This is a genomic window from Sneathiella sp. (assembly GCF_047631475.1).
Taxonomy (GTDB): Bacteria; Pseudomonadota; Alphaproteobacteria; order Sneathiellales; family Sneathiellaceae; genus Sneathiella.
Genome location: NZ_JBLHZT010000003.1, coordinates 18288 through 36185, shown reverse-complemented (window position 1 = coordinate 36185; position 17898 = coordinate 18288). Strand labels below are relative to the sequence as shown.

Below are 17898 nucleotides of genomic sequence, written 5' to 3'. Positions count from 1 at the left end.
TGGCTAAATTTTTTGCCCTTCATGTTCATGTTTCAGAATTTTTAGCTTTCGCCGAATAGAGGGCATATGCGGGTTTATCCGCAATGCCTTCTCAAATGCAGAAAGTGCCTGTTCAGGTGCATTCCTTATTTCGAAAATCTGACCAAGGCCTGCAAAGGCTCCAAAATGACGGGGTTCCAGTTCCAGAACCCGGGCAACATCTTCCAAAGATCCGTTTAGGTCACCGACCAAAAATCGAACAGTCGCCCGCTTATTCCATGCCTCTGCGAATTCGGGGTCCATGTCGATGATCATCGTAAAAGACATATTTGCCTTTTGATAGGCGCCAGCCGCCATATCCTTAAGCCCCTGGATCATAAGCAGATCAATTGTATCACTGCCTGAGCGCATCCAGATATTCCAGATCACACGCTCGATCGCTTGGGCTTTTACCGCGTCTTTAGTTTCCGTTAGTTCATCAAACAAGCGATCCAGACGTTCATCATCCTGACGGGCTGACGCCACGCTGCCGAATAAAAAGACAGCAAAAATCACTGTTAAAAGCTTCAATATCCTGTTCATATTTTGAATATAGAGCAGTATTCTATTTTGGGCAGTCCTACTTCACCAAAATCAACCACATTTTAGTGAGCGTGTTTTTCAAGGACCTCCGGCTTCGGCCCACCCGTTGCCCAGTCCAGCAGCTGGACCGTGTGCAGCACCGGAATATTCATACCGCTCCCAATCTGGGCGATACACCCGATATTTCCAGCCGCGACAATATCAGGCGAGACAGATGCAATATTTCGAACTTTTCGGTCTTTCAAACGGCTTGATAACTCTGGTTGCAGCAGATTATAGGTACCCGCAGATCCGCAACAGATGTGAGATTCCGGGATTGGCGCAACGTCAAAACCTGCCGCTTGAAGCAACTGTTTGGGTGGGTCAATTACCCGTTGCCCATGCTGCAATGAGCAAGCTGAATGATACGCGACCTTAACTCCGCTCAACGGCACGCTTGGTTCTATGTCGAGGGTCACGAGATATTCCGAGATATCCTTCGCAATATCCGCTACCGCTTGGGCTTTTTCTGCCATTTCTTCATCATGCTGGAAAAGATGACCATAGTCTTTAACCGTTGTACCGCAGCCGGATGTATTGATCAAAATGGCATCCAGGGTTCCTTTTTCCATTTCCTCATACCAGGCCAGAATATTCTTTTTGGCATAGGTCTGAGCAGGATCTTCCTGACCCATATGAAGAGGTAAAGCGCCACAACATCCGGCCTTCTTTGGAATGATCACCTCAACACCCAGTCTGGTCAGCAGCCGGATCGTCGCATCATTGATATCAGGGGATAAAACCTTCTGCGCGCAACCGGTCATTAGAATGACACGCTGACCCGAGGGTGATTGCTTGGGTGTGTGACGGACCATTCCATCTAATCCGGAAGGTCCGGGAATTGAGGCTGGCGCCATGTCCAGCATTGCACGCAAGCGTCCTCTAAACAGATTTTTAAAAGGACGGGCCAACATGGCACCGACCAACGATATACGAAAGAGGGTCGGGCTCGGAAGAATGATGCTCAGAACTTTTCTCAACATCCTGTCGAACACCGGACGCTCGTATGTATCGTCAATATACTGGCGTGCATGATCCACAAGATGCATGTAATCGACACCAGACGGACAGGTTGTCATACAGGACAGGCAAGAAAGGCAGCGATCAACATGCAGGACGGTTTCTTTTTGTGCCGGGGCGCCACTTTCCAGCATTTGCTGGATCATATAAATACGGCCACGTGGACTGTCCCGCTCATCCCCAAGCTCTGTATAGGTCGGACAAGTTGCCGTGCAGAAACCGCAATGAACACATTTACGCAGGATATCGTTTGATTCTGCAAATTTGGGATCTGCGAGCTGCGCGATACTGAAGTCAGTTTTCATGTCACATCTCCGATCGGGTACATCCGTCCCGGATTAAAAATCCCTTTGGGGTCAAAACCCCGGCGAACCCGTTCTGACATTTGTGCCAAAACCTTATTTTGAGGGTGAAACGGCGAGACATCCTGTCTCAATGTCTTATCCGCCCGAACAAGCGTGGCATGCCCGCCATCCAGCAAAGAACTTCGGATAATGTCAACACCGGCCCGTTCTTTATCAGCGGGAACACTGACCCAAACCAGACCGCCCGCCCAATCCATATAATATTGGGCCTCCAGCAAGAATTCACTTAAATGCTGAACAAAAAGAGGAGCGCTTGCCGGTGGCAATGAAACACGCCATACAGAACGACTCTGTTCTTTAACGAAAGGCTTCACGTCACCGACAAAAGACCAGAAGACTTCAGAATTATGTCCGTGCAATTCACCGGTTTCTGCACCGTTCGCGCATTCTTCCAATAACGCTGTACACCTAAATTCTGCAGAGGGTGCCGGACCTTCGACAAGCAACGCTGTGACTGACCTTTGAGCATCCGTCACATGGGAAATATCGCAGGTCCCTGCAATCTGTTCTGGTAAGTAAGACGCCGCAGAAACATCATGCACGGATGACATGGCATCCTTCATCACCCTGACAGCCTCGTCGGGCGTTAAACCAAAGATCAAAACGGTTCGTTTCTTCTCCGCATCCGGCAGGACCTTAAAAGTAAGGCTGGTATACAAGGCAATAGTGCCATAGCTACCACAAACAAGCTTACAAAGATCATAGCCTGTCACATTCTTCATCACACGGCTTCCTGTCTGAAACGCTTCGCCGCGCCCAGAAAATCCTTTGACGCCAAGCAAATGATCACGGGCAGCCCCTGCTTTTATTCGGCTGGATCCGGATAGGTTACAGCCAAACACGCCCCCGATCGTTGATGCGCCGGCCTCTGCTCCCAAAAGGGGGCCAAGATCAGGCGGGGTAAACGCCAATTTCTGACCAGCTTGCTTCAATATTGCCTGAATGTCTGACAGACGGGTTCCCGTTTTGGCCTGCATGACCAATTCAGCAGGTTCGTGCATTTCGACGCCCTGCAATGAAGACATGCTCAGAATGCAATCCGTTTGCAGGGGGCGGCCCAATTCTGATTTACTGCCATTGCCCTGCACTGCAAAAGACTTGTTGCCGGCCAACGCCCACTTTAAAACCTCTGGAAGCTGCTCTTCCTGTGTAATGTCAATCTTTTCCATGGATCAAAACCTTGGTAAATCGGGAAACGGAAGTTCACCGTTATGAACATGCATTTTCCCAAGCTCGGCACAGCGATGTAAAATCGGAAAGACTTTACCGGGATTAAGCCGCCCATCCGGGTCGAACGCACATTTCAAACGCTGCTGCTGTTTGAGATCTTCTTCTGTGAACATTTCACCCATCAGATCGCGCTTTTCAATTCCAACCCCATGTTCTCCGGTCAGGACACCGCCAACTTCGACGCAAAGCTTCAAAATATCTGCGCCAAACGCTTCACATTTCTCCAGATCACCAGGGATATTGGCATCAAACAGGATCAATGGATGCAGATTTCCGTCGCCAGCATGAAACACATTTGCAACCCGCAGTCCGTAATGTTCAGAAAGCTCGTTCATTCGTGCCAAAACTTTCGGAAGCTGTCCTCGCGGAATTGTGCCATCCATGCACATATAATCTGGCGAAATTCGGCCAACAGCGGGAAAGGCGGCTTTTCGCCCGGCCCAAAATGTCATCCGTTCTTCTTCGGACTGGCTTTGTTTTATGACAGTCGCCCCACACGCTTTTGCAATTTTGTTGATGTCAGCATTGTGATGGTCAATTTCTACTTGCGGGCCGTCCAGCTCCACAATCAATAATGCTTCAACATCGAGCGGATAACCTGCGTGGCAAAATTCCTCGGCTGCGTGAATTGCATATCGATCCATCATTTCCATGCCGGCTGGAATAATGCCTGCACCAATAATCTTGCCGACGCAGTCACCTGCCTGCTCGCTGGATGGAAAACCAATAAGCTGGGCCGAGATATTTTCGGGACTGCGAAGCAAACGGACGGTCACCTCGGTAATAACACCCAGTAGGCCTTCCGAGCCCGTAATGACCCCCATCAGATCATACCCTTCTGAGTCAAGATGCTTTCCGCCAAATTGAATGATGTCCCCATCCATGGTAATCATCTCAACGCCCAGAACGTTATTGGTCGTGAGCCCGTATTTCAGGCAATGCACCCCACCAGAATTTTCAGCAATATTACCGCCAATTGTACAGGCGATCTGACTTGACGGATCCGGAGCATAATAGAACCCATCTGCTTTCACCGCGTCGGTAATCGCAAGGTTGGTCACACCCGGCTGAACCACCGCACAACGGTTGTCATAATCCACGTCAACAATGCGGTTAAATTTTCCAAGCCCCAACAGGACACCATCGGCCAAAGGCAGCGCGCCTCCAGAAAGAGAGGTGCCAGCCCCACGCGGGACAACATTTACTTTTTCCGCCGCGCAAAATTTCAGAATTTCGGCAATTTCATCTTTGGTTTCAGGCAGAACGGCAATCATCGGAAGCTGACGATAGGCACTTAGACCGTCGCATTCAAATGCCCGCAACCCGGCTTCTTCATCGATAACGCCTTCGGGATTGCCAACAATCTCACGGAGTTTTGCGACAAGGTAATCTCGTTTCTGCAATACCTGCGGATCCGGTTTCGGCATTTTGACCATGTGACCTGCTCCCATTTTATCAGTGAAGATACTATAGACGTGATTCAGACACAAAAAAACCGCGACTGACAAACAGCGCGGCTTTTTTCACCATTCAGAAATTCGTATGAATTTCCGCCAAAACTAACGAGTTAGCCCTGACGCGCCTTGAAGCGTGGATTGGTCTTATTAATCACATAAACGCGTCCTTTGCGGCGGACAACGCGGCAATCGCGATGACGCTTCTTCGCGGACTTGAGCGAGTTAATGACTTTCATGGTACAGACCCCAAAAAAACTATTCTGAATTTGAAGGCCGGACCATACTGTCCAGCCAACACTCTGTCAATGACCAAATAGGGATTTTCTTAGCTTTTATAAAAGGATCAGATAATCTCTCTTGGAACCCTCGCATAAATGCGGAAAACCTTGAGTACGCCTGCCTCCATGGCCTTAACCCTGGACGTCCACAACTCCCCTTCCTTCAGCACCCAGTCATGTAAATGACCACTTTTAGCGCCGCGGCTTGTTTGTTGGGCGTAATCAGAAAACGCTTTCAAGACATTTGCCTTGTATTCATCCGTTGTATCTTCAGCAATACTGACCTCAAAACCTGCTGTCGTCAGCATTTTCCGAATCTGCTGAACATCAATCAGTTGCGGTGGAATAGGCTCGTTGGCCATCCATTCTTTTAACGCAGGATCATCCAAAGATGCCCCATCCAGCATGTAATCGGACATCATAAACTGACCTTCCGGTTTCATCATTGCATGGATTTGATTAAAGCAGTCCTGTTTATTCTTCACACAAAACAGCGCCTCAGAAGAATATGCGACATTGGCAGACTTCAATTTGGGCTGAAAATCCTCGAAGTCACAGTGGATATATTTGATATAGCGCGTTAGACCCGCCATTTTCGTCATTTCACGTGAGGCTTCGTATAGCTCAGGATCTGACTCGTAAGCATCCACATATGCTTCGTGCTGATCGACGACCCAATGAGAAAAACCACCAAGACCAGACCCGATTTCAGCAACGCTCATGGTTTTGTTCAGTCCCATGGGTGTTGTCAATCGTGTCTTCACAGCATCAGGAATGCACCGCGTCATGCCATCTCCGAAAAGAGTGACAACAGACCGTTGCCGGCTGACTGCCCAGCCTTTTACCGTCGGAGGCCCTTCGTTCTCGGGAGGCGCCTCATCTTCAACTTCGATCGTTTTTACGACAGGTTTGAGCTCATACCCTTCCCACCAAAGCTTAAGCTTCTTAGAAAAAGGTAATTTGCCGTCAATCCCCTCTGTCGCACTGCTTTGCTCAGCACTCATACTTCAACCTTAGCCTTCTTGCCCCAAATCAGCTAAAAAGCTCCTGACTCAAAGTGGTTACAGCTTTCATTGCCAAAGTTTGACAGAAATATGTTAACCATGTGTAAATCTAATTTACACGTCTTTAGATCTAAATAAAGTCCTTATATTCGTCGCGTAACTCTCTTTTCAGGACCTTACCGATTGTGCTTCTGGGCAAGTCGTTCCGAAAGGCAACCCCTTGTATTCTCTGTGTTTTACCTAAACGAGAATTGACCCACTCCCTAATCTCCTTCTCGTTTGCCGCCGAACCCTCTTTAGGGACGACCAAAGCCAAGGGCGTCTCCCCCCATTCTTCACTGGGAATACCAATAACGGCGACATCAGCAACATCGGGATGACCAATTAACTCCGCCTCGATATCTGCCGCATATATATTAAAGCCGCCAGAGATGATCATGTCCTTTTTCCGGTCCAGCAGGAACAGGAACCCATCGCTATCAAACCGTCCCATATCACCACTTTTAAAGAAAACATCGCCTTCCGGTGATGTCCAAAGCATAGCCTCTGTCAGATCCGGACGGTTATAATAACCGGTCATCATCGCATCGGATCGCCCGACAATTTCACCAATATCCCCGACGGGTACTTCTACCCCCTCTTCATTAATAATGCGAAGATCCACCCCTTCTCCCGGCTTTCCAACCGAGGCCAGCTTATCCGGGAATTCTGTGGCCGAAAGCACGGTGCCGATGCCGCCTTCGGTCAGACCATATATTTCAATCAGTTTTCCTGGCCACCGTTTAAGCGCGTCAGCTTTCACATTTTCGCGGAGCGGCGCGGATGTAGAAAATTTAACCTGAAAATGGCTAAGATCGTAGTTATCGAAGTCTTCACGCGCCAGAATTCGTTGATATTGAACCGGCACAAGCATGGTATGCGTTACTTTTTCCGCCTCTGCCAATTGTAGGAACTCTTCTGCATTGAACTTGGACATCAAGATCACCTTGCCACCCAATGCCAATGTTGGAAGAAAGACAACCAAAGTCGTATTGGAGTAAAGCGCCGTTGAGGAGAGTGTGACCGTTTCACTGCCCACCCCCAGCGCTTCAAAGCGTACGGTATGCTGGTTGCGCATATAATGGCTTTGTTCAATTCCCTTAGGCACCCCCGTTGTGCCCGAACTGTATATAAGGTTGAACGGGTCCTGAGGTGAAATTTCCTGAATATGCTCTGCTGTCGAGACGCCTTCCAGAAGAGACTCATACGATGTCCAGTCCGGGCTTTCGAAATCAAACGCGATGCGATCAGCTTTTTTAAGATGATCCAGATTTGTCAGAACCGGCTCCAAAAGGCTTTTAGTGCCTTCGGAGATAAAGATCATTTTTGCCCCGCAATCGCGGATCATTCCCTCCAACTGCACTGAGGATGCCATTCCGGAAAGCGGGACCAAACACATTCCTGCCTGCAAAGTTCCTAAAAAGACTTCGACATATTCCGTGCTGCTTTTGGCTAGCACAGCAACCTTGTCCCCCTGCTGGTAACCACGCTCTTTCAACAAATTTGATATCTGGTTGATCCGCGGCATCAACTCTGCCCATGTCCGGGACACACCATCTGTCTTAAGCGCAATCCGATCCGGGAAGGCGTTGGCAATTTTTCTGATCCGCTCGGGATAAGAGACAAAGCCCTCCGCTTCATCCATATCGTTAAAAAGCTTATTATGTGCAGCTGGCTTTGCGCTCATTTTTATTATTCTCCGGTCTATCTAAGAAATGGGTCGGCTGTTGATTGGTTTTTCTGGCCGTCTTATTTTCGCCTGTCTTTTTAATTTTTTTTGTAAGATAACCTGTTCATCAGGAAATGCAAACGGGCACGGTAAAATGCGCGTGCTGGAGAGACCATGTTTAAACTGCACCCAAGATTGCAAGCAGATACCACCCACATCCAAACGCTGGAGGTCTGCGGCCTGTATTTGATGAATGATGCCCGCTATCCATGGCTTATTCTTGTACCGCACATTAATGATGTTCGTGAAATGCACCACTTGCCGTCCGCAAACTACTCTGCCCTATGCAATGAAATTCGTCAGATCTCAACCCTGTTGGAAACTTGCTTTAAACCTGAAAAATTAAATATTGGAGCATTGGGGAACATCGTTCCGCAACTCCACATTCATATTATTGGGCGCCATGCGAAAGACCCGGCCTGGCCCGGGCCGGTTTGGGGTGTTGGAGAGGGGCTCTCCTATGATCCGCAGGAAAAAGAAGATAGAATAGCGCTCATAAAAAAACACCTTTAATTTAATTTAAACCGATTAAATTAAATAAGCCAGTTAATCCAGCGACCATGAAAGTCAGCTCTGGCTAACATTTTTGTCTCTCCTCCGGGCCAAAGTGTGACAGAGAGAGCAGCGCCAGGCGTTTCCCCGTCCGCCTCCAACCGTAACCACGCCAAGGGGCTATCGATACGTGCCAATTGCCCGGCCTCCTGCATGAGGCGCTCACCTGCAACTTGGTCTGCCTTGGTAAAATACTGCCATGCGATTGTATGGTAGACTACGTGAACCCTGTTTTCGCCCTGCTGGGCAAGCCGCCCGGCAAGCCATTTGATCGCACTCTGCTTTATAACGCGTTCTGGCTGAGTTTTTGCAAAATCGATCGCAGATCTGGTTTTCGCAATTCGGTCCGGTTGATCCGCCCAAATATAGGACAACAACCGAAGACACTCGTCCGCCTGATCAATATCGAGAGGATTGAGGTCGCATCCAGCCCTCTCCAAAACACGGAGTGGAAGCATGGCTGGCACCGAGCCTTTCCACTCTGGCTCCTGCAGGACCGGCGCTTGCTCGCTTCCCCATAAGGTCCCCTTTAAATTGTACCTGAATTTATCCCAAAATAAATTTAGACCCGCACTTGCCCCTAATTCGGAGGTCGTAAAATCCACCAAATTGGTTTGCTCTGCGATATATTGAAATCCGGGAAACAGTATTCCGGCACGTTTGACCTCGTTAGTCTGCGGGGCATTTTTTAGAAACTGAAGGACAAATTCTTCCTCCTGCTCAACCGCGCCCAAAACAGCATCCAGCAGCCGGTCATCACGAATGCTTTGATCATTGGGAGGATAGACCGACCGTAACGCAGGAAGCCGGTCCGACAAAACCAGCGCATGCAATGCCCCTGTCAACCGCAAGGGAACAGACTCGCCGTATGGTGAGACATCTCCCGGCCAATTGGCGATATGACGCCAAACAGCCCCTTCTGCAGGAAAATTCTCCGCCAGCAACAGGCACAGCCGCGCCATAAAGGGAGATCCTAAACTTTCGCAGGCTTTTGCCTGCACACGAAATGCTGTTAGAATTGGTTGTTCGGACATAGGCCCCCCTTTTATCAAATTGGCTAGTATCCACAACACACGTCCTATTAAAAGGGTCTGGGCCCTCCTGAGACATAGGACTGAAACATTTCTTTCAATCGGGCGTAATGATCATCGATATTTTCGTGCGGACCGGAGAACATTTTTTTAACAGCAAGTCCCCGCAGTAAAACAAGCAAAACCGTTCGCCAATCCAGTATTTCGTCCCTACTCTCGCTGTAATCTGAGAAGAACCCTAGCCAGTATTCGTCACGTTCTTCATCCAACCGAGCAATGCCTTCCTCAATGCTTTTTTTCAGGGCCGTATCGCGATGCCCCTGAACTGCGATTTCCAGAAAAACAACATAGATATCGCTTTTATACCCTGCCCAATAGTGATCAATCAGTCGATCCAGTCGTTCTGATTTGCCAAGGTGACTTAAATCAGTTTGCGCAACCAACACGTTTAATTTCTGCACGATGGTGACAATGACTTCCTGTAACAAATCTTTTGGGCTCGAAAAGTGATACTGGATAGCCCCTCTTGTCAGGCCCGCCGCTTTCGCCACCCGTGTTGTCGTCAAATTTGCGCAACCGTCACTTTGAATAAGATGGATGGCGGCATCAATTAACTTGGCCCGCGTTTCTTCCCTACGCTGTTGCTGGGTTTTGCGGTCAATGATGGGCCCGGCCTCACCCTGCTGGACGGGATCACCCAATCCATTTTCCTTATTCACCATTCTGTCTCCAGCTCCCTTATTCATGAAGCTCAGTTTTTATTTACGGGAGAATATCTAGAAAATGGCTTAAAATCAATCACTTCGGGAAAACACACTCGGTTATTGACAATTTGTCATTTTTTTATTGATACATTCATTCATGAATGATAGTGTGATTTTCAATAATAAGAATAAGGGGGAAACAGTCGGTGCTAAGTGTGTGACGCAATCCCCCACCTCTTCCCTTCTATCCCAAATTATCCGCTTTAAAATCCGTTTTTTATGACTGGTCCACATCGGCATTTGCGGCCAATCACAGCTGTCCGACATGACCAACAAAAAAGCCCCACACAAATGGCGGGGCTTTTATTATTCTGGCTTTCTGCAAAAATCGCATTTCAAGGCAATCCGCTAGTCTTTCACAAGGCTATCATCCCGACATTTGATCATTCTTAATGGCGTGTAGATAATTGCGACAGTACCATCCTGCTTGACAATTTTATTGCGCGTTCGAACAAGGCCCCGACCGGGTTTACTAGTCAATCGCGCTTCGATCACCTCGCATTCCACATGAAGAGTATCCCCTGCAAAAACCGGATTTTCGACATTAAGTTCCATATTCAGAAACGCGTATCCTGTATGCTGCATGGTCGATTGTACGAGTAACCCTTCAGCAAAAGTATACGCAAGTGCCCCAGGTGCGACCCGTCCCTTGATGTCAGAAGAATGCTCCAGAAACTCCAGATCCATGAACAACACCTCCTGCATACCGGTTGTGTTGATGAAGTTTACAATATCGGCTTCTGTTACAGTTCTGCCGATTGTTTTGAATTGTCGGCCCAGCGGTAAATCTTCATAGTAAAATCCCAGCCCTACTGTTTCCACATTTCCCCCTTAATCGGCAAGCGCCAGCTTACCGATAATATTACGTTGTATCTGATTAGTACCTTCGACGATTTTAAGAACTTTGGCGTCTCTGAAATACCGGCCAATGGGGTATTCTGAGGAAATGCCCGCGGCTCCGAAAAGCTGAACCGCATTTTCTGCAACGGTCATGGCCGTATCGGTTGCGAACAGCTTAGACATGGCCGCCATTCCAGCCAGTTCATTGCCACGCACGCCAGCATTGACCATCGCGGCCGCTTTATAAACCATCAACCGGGAAGCCTCTGTCTGGGTTTCCATATCCGCAATCATCCATCTCACCCCCTGAAAGTCAGAGACTTGCTGACCGAAGGCGCGTCTTTGCTTGATGAAGTCCTTGGTATGATCGATTGCGCCTTGCGCCAATCCAACCGCCCGCGCGCCAATATAGGGGCGCGATTTATTGAACGCCTCCATAACAATCTTGAAGCCTTTTCCTTCTGGTCCCAATCGGGCACTATCAGGAACGAAAACATCTTCCAAGAACAAAGAGTTTGATGGAACCCCCCGGGCCCCCATCTTGTCTTCTTTTTCCCCGATTGTGAAACCCGGCGTGTCCCGATCAATAATGAACATGTTAATAGAACCAGTGCCCGAAGCCTCTCCTACTTTCGCCGCAACAAGGACAAAATCGGATACTTCTGCATTCGTACACCAAATTTTTGCACCATTGATGACATACCCGCCCTCTGTTGGAACGGCGCGGGTTTTAATTCCCGCGACATCTGATCCACTTTGTGGTTCTGTTGTTGAAAATGCGCCGCGCAAGTCTCCGCTAGCGAGGCCCGTCAGATATTTATCTTTTTGCTCCTTTGACCCGCCGGCCAAAATCGCGCCGAACGGCAACCATTGAACCAGTAAAAGATAGGCTGTGTTGTAACAAACTCGGCCCAGTTCCTCGATCGCCAGACAACATGAAACAGAATCCTCCGTACCGCCATATTCTTCAGGAAACGGCAAGGTGAACAGACCCAGGCTCTTCAACAGATCAAACATATCCTGAGGATATTCAGCCGTTTTATCGATATCATTCGCGCGAGCCGCAACTTTTTCGCGAGCCACCCGACGAACCAATTCCTGGACCTGCCGTTGATCTTCAGTAAGTTCAAAGTTCATTTGTTTTTTCTTTGCTGCTAAATGCCTGATAGACGCCAAAACGGTGTCATTATTCTCTGATGATATGAGAAAACAGGTTTGAGGCAACGCCTCGCCCTGTTTTATTGTTGTTTTTTATAAGTATGGCAAAGCTTTTTCTATTCATCCAATATATTATTACTTTAATTTTGATACATAATATGTATCAATTATAAAATGACAGATATCCGGCAAATCAAACACTTCATCGCAGTCGCAGAAGAAAAACACTTTCGCATTGCGGCCGAACGGCTGCATATGACACAGCCCCCGCTCAGTCATTCCATAAAGAAGCTGGAGCAAACCCTGAATGTCACACTATTCACCCGTGCCAATCGATCCGTTACCTTAACTCCAGCCGGTGAGGTCTTCTTAAAAGGCGCCTATGAAATTCTTGAAAAACTGAACCAGGTGACAGAAGACACCCGCCGGGCATCTCAGGGGCTAACAGGACGACTGACTTTAGGCTTTGTTGGCTCTGCAATATATGAAGCCTTACCAGACACTGTCAGGCAATTTCGTCAAACTTTTCCCAATGTTGAGGTAGAGCTTGAAGAATTAAGCACTGTGGATCAGTTAGACGCCATTTCAAAAGGCAGTATTGACGCAGGCCTGTTGCGTCCTCCTGTTGCTGGGCGTGGCCTGTTCGATCTCACAACAATCAGGCAGGAGAAGCTGATCGTCGTCATGCCACAATCTCACCCACAGGCTGACAAGCAGGCGATCCGATTAAACAGCCTTTCAGAAGATGGCTTTATCCTGTTTCCATTACAAACATCGCCAAATCTGCATGCTCTGGTTTTGCATGCCTGCCATCAGGCTGGCTTCACGCCCAGAATTAGTCAAACAGCATCCCAGATCCAGACACAAATCAGTCTGGTGTCCGCGGGGCTCGGGATTGCATTAGTTCCCCAATGTGTCCGTCAGGCCGTTCATAGCGGTGTTGTTTACAAGGATCTTGAAAGTGCGGACAAAGAGATTGAAACCCACATGGCCATTGCCTGCAAGCAGGGACACAAAAATAGTTTGCTGACAGCGTTCATTGAATGTTGCCGTCCGTTCCCCACAGCAACGTGATTATTTGAAAATTGTCATTTCTGCTGATCTCCCCTAATCTTTTCCTCAATCAAAAAAAACAGGGATCAAACCATGACATTAACGGCTCACCTATATTACTCTTTTCGCAGCCCTTATTCGTATCTTGGGACCAAACAATACCGGCAATTAACCGAACAATATGATCTCGATATTCTGGTAAAACCGGTTTACCCGATCGCGATTCGTACACCCGAATTTTTTACCAAGATTGATCCAAACTGGATCGCCTATCTACTGAGGGACTGTGCGAGGGTTGCACAATACCGCGAATTGCCGTTTCATTGGCCGAGGCCTGATCCTGTCGTGATGGATAATAAGACCCGAAGCATATCGAAGGAGCAACCCTATATATACAGACTAACCCGACTTGGTGTTCTTGCGGCCGAATTGGGTAAAGGCATGGCGTTTATTGAACATGTTTCAGACGCAATTTGGGGCGGCGAAATAACCGACTGGCACTTACCCGAAAATCTGGCACCCGTTGTTGCTAAAGCTGACTTGTCACTGTCTGAAATGGATGCTGAAATTCAAGCGAGGGAGCAAGATATGGAGCGCCAGATTAGCCAGCATCAGAAAGAATTGGAGGAAGCCGGTCATTGGGGCGTACCAACACTTGTTTTTGATGGCGAGCCCTTTTTTGGTCAGGATAGGATAGATCTCGCCGTTTGGCGGATGAAACAAGCAGGGCTTAAGGATCTCTGAAAGCATCCTTAAAGAAGAAAGTAGTCACACCCTAGGATAAAGGACGTTTTACATTCTTGGGGTGCGTCGTAAATCCTTCATTTCAAAAGGCTCTTCAAAAATATCCTCTACTTTGACACCAGCCGCCCGTGCCCGAGAACAGGCTGTGTAGACCATTGAAGGAAATCCGGCCGCATATACCTTCCATCCTGATAAGCTTGGAAAGTCCCGAAAGGCAGCTTCATCTGCGCGCCCCTGACGAAACCCTTCCCGGAAATATAAACTGGAAAAACAGGGAAAATAATGAAAGCTTTCGTATTTCTGTTCAAGCTCCCTGAGCGTTTGGTGCATATAAAAACCCGTCAACCGATCACTATTGTAGTAAAGGGCTATATGTCCCTTGTGACCGTTCGATATTGCAGATTTCAAAACGCCCATTAAAGACGCCAAGCCGGTACCGTTCCCCAACAGCAATAAATTCTGATCCCGGCTATCGGGGCGATAATAAAATTGCCCATGCGGTCCCTGTAAAAGAAGCGTTTCTCCAACTCGACAATCGGAATATAACCAATTGCTTAGCTCACCCGCTGGACGCTTTTCTACATGTATCTCTATGACGCCCGCCTCTGTTGGCAATCCTGCGAGCGTATAGCTTCTCAGAACACCTTCATGACGCCCTAGATTAACAAATTGGCCGGGGAGAAATTCAAAGTCTGGGTCAACTTTCAGGGTTATCTGGCAAATAGTGTCCGAAAACTGCCGTTTTTTGACAACCGTTGCTTCCTGAAAAAAAGTATGTGTTTCCGGCGACGCCACCTCGAGATTATGCCTCAATGGGCATTTACAGGACAAAAAATACCCCTCTTTTGTCAATTCTTCGCCCAATCCATTTTGGGAAACGGGGAGCAAATCGCCCTCTTTACAATGAAGAATACATCCCTGACACCGCCCTGTTTTACAGGAATGCGATATTTCCTTACCGGCTTTCAGCAATATATCTAAGACGGTTTCTTTTTCATGCCCTTCATACGCACGACCATCAAAATTCAAAATAGGCATCTCCCCTCCCTCTTGTTCAAAACAGGAATTTAAACGGAGAAAACTCAACGTCTGTTTACTTGTTTAAAAGTATAGCTTTTTGTTTTTGTAGTGCGGCTGAGTATAGTTTGAAATCAGTTACATCAAGTAACTTAGGTTTCTCGAATAAAAAGAAAAGACTTCCACTTTTTTCGAGGGGCCAAAAAGCAGGCTTTTTTATTTCGAGTTAAAACCGAACACCGAATGAAAGGGCGCCAAAAACGGATGGATCATTCTGTCCGTCAAATTCGTTTGTTCGGTAAATTGCAGTGTAACTTAGTCGATATCGATCATAGGTAAATGCAATCCCGGCATTCAAATCGGCAACAAAGTACTTTTTATCAACACTATGAGAGTCAGTAAAACTATTCCCGTCGAGAAAAATGTTCCGGGCGATCGCCCGCCCGTCAACGCCAGCAAAAAGAAACCAGCTCCATGTGTCCGTCGGCGTATCAAAATACCCCGTGCCGGGAAGCCCTGGCCGCACTCGGATCGGCGCATCCTGAGAAATACCATCGTCCGGAGACAATTTTACCGTAAAGCCAGCATTCGCAAAAGTATAAACATTCCCAAGAGTAGCGCCAAAATGCGGGCTGACTGAGCCTTTGAACCCCAAAAAATTGGTGGACAACAGATCAGTATATCGACGCTGCCACCCCAGAAGCAGGGCCGGTTCATTCTTGAGCTGATTAGACCAGCCTTTTGGGGTTGGGCTAGACGGCGTGACATATTTATGAACAAATTTCTGAGACTGTTCTCCCAGCGCCGCAGATCCGACGATACCAAGGGACAGCTCCAACTCGTCAACGTGATTTCCAGTGACGGTCACCAATCCCATGGAAGCATACAAATGAGCTGCCCAGGGCCTATCTTCTGGGTCCTGAGGACGTTCCGTTATCTCGCTTGGCGTATAAAGGTTCTGACCCAACGAATAGAACAATCCAGTCTGCTCGTTTAAACTAAAGGTCGGTATGAAATCCGCAACGACATGCGCAATCTCCGGGATTTCGAAATCAGTATCCAGATAACCAAGCCGGATACCACTTGTATAATTCTGGTCCGTACCTTTATATCCAATCGAGTCATTCTCCACGACAACGGTAAAGATAGCTTCTTTTTGCGCAAGCGTCTCTTCTGCCCATGAAACGCCTGAGGCGAGCAAATAAATGCATGTGGAAAAAAACAGGACTTTCATAACTGTCACACTCAAAATTGATTTCTCAAAGGCTGCCCCTAGATGCGTCTAAAGACACCTGGAAGTAAAGAAAAATAGTGATGACTTATTTATTCAACAACCCCTGAAGCCTTCATTTTTTCAAGCGCCTCAATGTCGTATCCAACTTCTGTAAGGACGTCAAAACTATGCTCCCCCAACAACGGGGCATGACACGTCGGTGCGGGCTGACTTTCAGACCAAAAAGCGGGAACCGCCATATCTCGAATTTTACCTTCAGAAGGGTGTTCACGTTCAATAAAAAACCCTGTTTGCGCAAGATGAACATCACCGAGCAGACTTTCCGGACTATTCATCGGCATTGCCGGAACATCCGCCAGATCGAACAGTGCCATCCATTCGTCTGTCGTTCTGGTTTGTAAAAGCGCCGCTAACTCAGCATATATCTCAGCAATATGTTCTGTTCGTGTCGTAATAGAGGTAAAACGCGGATCCTGCTCCAGCACAGCTTCTTTTCCCAGTGCTTTGTAAAAATCCCGCCAATGGCGATCCGTATAAATCATGGCGCAGATATAGCCGTCTTTTGTTGGATAAGGACGCCGGTCTGGATTGAGCATCCGCTTGTAACCTGGCGTGCCAATAGGCGGCAGAAAAGTCTCCCCTTCCATATGGTCTGCCAATATGAAGCTGACCATCATTTCAAACATTGGCAGATCGAGTTTTTGCCCTGTCCCTGTCCGGCTGCGGTAATATAAAGCAGCGTTGATTTGACCCACCGCCCAAAGCGCAACCCCCCGATCAACAATAGCTGAGGGGGCGTAGCGCGGTACCCCGCCATCCGCCATCTGCGCCAAGGCCGGGATCGATACCGCGCCCTGTATCAAATCGTCAAACGCCGGTTTTTTGGCATAGGGGCCGTTCTGGCCATAGCCATACAGCCCGGCATATATCAAAGACGGATTGATCTGCCTGACAGTTTCATAAGAAAGACCCAACCTTTCCATGACCTGAGGACGTCGATTATAAACAAGGATGTCTGACTTTGCGATCAGACGTAATATTGCCGCGTGCCCTTCTTCAGTTTTCAGATCAAGGACTAAACTCCGCTTGCTCCGATTGCAGTTAAGATAAATTGCTCCCATACCTAAATTTCTTGCAGCACCGATATATCGAACCGGATCCCCCCCGGGCGCCTCAACTTTTATGACATCAGCCCCCATATCCCCCAAAATTTGAGTTGTATAGGGTCCCATCAGCATATTGGTGAGATCCACGACTTTTATATCTTCAAGCGGTTTAGGCATTCTATTCCAGTACCATTTCTGTTTTTATTCTTTGGAAATCATTGAGAAAGTCTGCCAGACAATCCCCCTCTTTCACAAGGGAATAGCTGAATTACACCATCGTTTTTGTTATAGGCTGGCACAAAAAAAAGCTGACCGGAATACCGATCAGCCTTTAAGTTAGCTCGCTTAAAACACTGGGTTACAAACGAACTTTGCATCAGACGCTGTCCTGAGGTGAGACTTGGGTCGAAAAATTGCAGATAAAACCTGAACTCGACAAACACATTCTCAATCGGACAAGGCGGAACCATCCCCACATATGGGCACCGCCCCTAGCAACCCCTGATAACTGTATTTAAGGGCATTAACGACCAATAAACAACATTTTTCCTCAAGTTACCGCCATTTTACAACAAAACACCTCATAAACTAATCAAAATCTCTTAATGTGTACGAATAAAAACCCATCTCTCTACCCACCTCAATGATCCTCAACATCCCCTAAAACAAACAAACCT

17 protein-coding genes are annotated in these 17898 nt (G+C 47.8%); 3 read left to right on the top strand and 14 right to left on the bottom strand.

The window, feature by feature from the left end; translation table 11 throughout:
* Positions 1-3 precede the first annotated feature (3 nt).
* The 7 genes from ACJAYR_RS01775 to ACJAYR_RS01745 form a co-directional block, all read right to left on the bottom strand.
* Positions 4-549, bottom strand: a complete 546-nt coding sequence (locus ACJAYR_RS01775) for a tetratricopeptide repeat protein (protein WP_415235008.1) — start codon at positions 547-549, stop codon at positions 4-6.
* Between the two features lie 74 nt (positions 550-623).
* On the bottom strand, positions 624-1925 hold the full coding sequence (gene glcF / locus ACJAYR_RS01770; RefSeq protein WP_415235007.1) for a glycolate oxidase subunit GlcF: 1302 nt from the start codon (positions 1923-1925) through the stop codon (positions 624-626).
* Positions 1922-3154, bottom strand: a complete 1233-nt coding sequence (locus ACJAYR_RS01765) for an FAD-binding protein (RefSeq protein WP_415235006.1) — start codon at positions 3152-3154, stop codon at positions 1922-1924. Before ACJAYR_RS01765 ends, glcF begins: the two co-directional genes overlap by 4 nt.
* 3 nt (positions 3155-3157) lie before the next feature.
* Positions 3158-4651, bottom strand: a complete 1494-nt coding sequence (locus ACJAYR_RS01760; RefSeq protein ID WP_219821675.1) for an FAD-linked oxidase C-terminal domain-containing protein — start codon at positions 4649-4651, stop codon at positions 3158-3160.
* 131 nt (positions 4652-4782) lie between these two features.
* The gene (gene ykgO / locus ACJAYR_RS01755) at positions 4783-4908 is read right to left on the bottom strand and encodes a type B 50S ribosomal protein L36 (RefSeq protein ID WP_169544712.1); all 126 of its coding nucleotides are present in this window, start codon (positions 4906-4908) and stop codon (positions 4783-4785) included.
* Between the two features lie 107 nt (positions 4909-5015).
* A complete protein-coding gene (locus tag ACJAYR_RS01750; RefSeq protein WP_415235005.1) occupies positions 5016-5954 on the bottom strand; it encodes a methyltransferase domain-containing protein in 939 nt (312 codons plus the stop codon).
* 130 nt (positions 5955-6084) lie between these two features.
* Positions 6085-7680 (bottom strand): class I adenylate-forming enzyme family protein, encoded by a 1596-nt coding sequence (locus ACJAYR_RS01745; protein WP_415235004.1) that lies wholly within the window; start codon positions 7678-7680, stop codon positions 6085-6087.
* A 156-nt stretch (positions 7681-7836) separates the two neighbouring features.
* Between ACJAYR_RS01745 and ACJAYR_RS01740 the strand changes: the two genes are divergently transcribed.
* Positions 7837-8235, top strand: a complete 399-nt coding sequence (locus ACJAYR_RS01740; RefSeq protein WP_415235003.1) for an HIT domain-containing protein — start codon at positions 7837-7839, stop codon at positions 8233-8235.
* Positions 8236-8255: 20 nt separating this feature from the next.
* Here ACJAYR_RS01740 and ACJAYR_RS01735 read toward each other — a convergent pair whose 3' ends face one another.
* The 4 genes from ACJAYR_RS01735 to ACJAYR_RS01720 all read right to left on the bottom strand — a co-directional run bounded on the left by ACJAYR_RS01735 (position 8256) and on the right by ACJAYR_RS01720 (position 12046).
* On the bottom strand, positions 8256-9308 hold the full coding sequence (locus tag ACJAYR_RS01735; protein WP_415235002.1) for a DUF2332 domain-containing protein: 1053 nt from the start codon (positions 9306-9308) through the stop codon (positions 8256-8258).
* Positions 9309-9355: 47 nt separating this feature from the next.
* Positions 9356-10027 (bottom strand): TetR/AcrR family transcriptional regulator, encoded by a 672-nt coding sequence (locus tag ACJAYR_RS01730; RefSeq protein ID WP_415235001.1) that lies wholly within the window; start codon positions 10025-10027, stop codon positions 9356-9358.
* Between the two features lie 390 nt (positions 10028-10417).
* Positions 10418-10891 (bottom strand): MaoC family dehydratase, encoded by a 474-nt coding sequence (locus tag ACJAYR_RS01725; RefSeq protein WP_415235000.1) that lies wholly within the window; start codon positions 10889-10891, stop codon positions 10418-10420.
* A 9-nt stretch (positions 10892-10900) separates the two neighbouring features.
* Entirely contained in the window at positions 10901-12046 is a 1146-nt protein-coding gene (locus ACJAYR_RS01720) for an acyl-CoA dehydrogenase family protein (protein WP_169544706.1), read from the bottom strand.
* A gap of 195 nt (positions 12047-12241) precedes the next feature.
* Here ACJAYR_RS01720 and ACJAYR_RS01715 point away from each other — a divergent pair, with 195 nt between their 5' ends.
* Both ACJAYR_RS01715 and ACJAYR_RS01710 read left to right on the top strand, forming a co-directional pair.
* Positions 12242-13141 carry a LysR family transcriptional regulator gene (locus ACJAYR_RS01715; protein ID WP_415234999.1) on the top strand — a complete coding sequence of 300 codons (900 nt, stop codon included), beginning with the start codon at positions 12242-12244 and terminating at the stop codon, positions 13139-13141.
* Between the two features lie 72 nt (positions 13142-13213).
* Complete coding sequence (locus ACJAYR_RS01710) at positions 13214-13864, top strand: 2-hydroxychromene-2-carboxylate isomerase (protein ID WP_415234998.1); 651 nt, start codon at positions 13214-13216, stop codon at positions 13862-13864.
* Positions 13865-13912: 48 nt separating this feature from the next.
* Here ACJAYR_RS01710 and ACJAYR_RS01705 read toward each other — a convergent pair whose 3' ends face one another.
* From ACJAYR_RS01705 to ACJAYR_RS01695, 3 genes are all read right to left on the bottom strand, one after another.
* The gene (locus ACJAYR_RS01705; protein ID WP_415234997.1) at positions 13913-14902 is read right to left on the bottom strand and encodes an FAD-binding oxidoreductase; all 990 of its coding nucleotides are present in this window, start codon (positions 14900-14902) and stop codon (positions 13913-13915) included.
* 205 nt (positions 14903-15107) lie between these two features.
* The gene (locus ACJAYR_RS01700) at positions 15108-16124 is read right to left on the bottom strand and encodes a lipid A deacylase LpxR family protein (protein ID WP_415235110.1); all 1017 of its coding nucleotides are present in this window, start codon (positions 16122-16124) and stop codon (positions 15108-15110) included.
* Positions 16125-16204: 80 nt separating this feature from the next.
* Positions 16205-17398: a CaiB/BaiF CoA transferase family protein gene (locus tag ACJAYR_RS01695; RefSeq protein WP_415234996.1), complete on the bottom strand. Its 1194-nt coding sequence runs from the start codon at positions 17396-17398 to the stop codon at positions 16205-16207.
* Between the last annotated feature and the right edge of the window lie 500 nt (positions 17399-17898).

Bases quoted from the DNA above. Each gene is read 5' to 3' on its own strand.
- glcF (WP_415235007.1), bottom strand. From the start codon at position 1,925: ATGAAAACTGACTTCAGTATCGCGCAGCTCGCAGATCCCAAATTTGCA.
- ACJAYR_RS01765 (WP_415235006.1), bottom strand. From the start codon at position 3,154: ATGGAAAAGATTGACATTACACAGGAAGAGCAGCTTCCAGAGGTTTTA.
- ACJAYR_RS01760 (WP_219821675.1), bottom strand. From the start codon at position 4,651: ATGGTCAAAATGCCGAAACCGGATCCGCAGGTATTGCAGAAACGAGAT.
- ykgO (WP_169544712.1), bottom strand. From the start codon at position 4,908: ATGAAAGTCATTAACTCGCTCAAGTCCGCGAAGAAGCGTCATCGCGAT.
- ACJAYR_RS01750 (WP_415235005.1), bottom strand. From the start codon at position 5,954: ATGAGTGCTGAGCAAAGCAGTGCGACAGAGGGGATTGACGGCAAATTA.
- ACJAYR_RS01745 (WP_415235004.1), bottom strand. From the start codon at position 7,680: ATGAGCGCAAAGCCAGCTGCACATAATAAGCTTTTTAACGATATGGAT.
- ACJAYR_RS01740 (WP_415235003.1), top strand. From the start codon at position 7,837: ATGTTTAAACTGCACCCAAGATTGCAAGCAGATACCACCCACATCCAA.
- ACJAYR_RS01735 (WP_415235002.1), bottom strand. From the start codon at position 9,308: ATGTCCGAACAACCAATTCTAACAGCATTTCGTGTGCAGGCAAAAGCC.
- ACJAYR_RS01730 (WP_415235001.1), bottom strand. From the start codon at position 10,027: ATGGTGAATAAGGAAAATGGATTGGGTGATCCCGTCCAGCAGGGTGAG.
- ACJAYR_RS01720 (WP_169544706.1), bottom strand. From the start codon at position 12,046: ATGAACTTTGAACTTACTGAAGATCAACGGCAGGTCCAGGAATTGGTT.
- ACJAYR_RS01715 (WP_415234999.1), top strand. From the start codon at position 12,242: ATGACAGATATCCGGCAAATCAAACACTTCATCGCAGTCGCAGAAGAA.
- ACJAYR_RS01710 (WP_415234998.1), top strand. From the start codon at position 13,214: ATGACATTAACGGCTCACCTATATTACTCTTTTCGCAGCCCTTATTCG.
- ACJAYR_RS01705 (WP_415234997.1), bottom strand. From the start codon at position 14,902: ATGCCTATTTTGAATTTTGATGGTCGTGCGTATGAAGGGCATGAAAAA.
- ACJAYR_RS01695 (WP_415234996.1), bottom strand. From the start codon at position 17,398: ATGCCTAAACCGCTTGAAGATATAAAAGTCGTGGATCTCACCAATATG.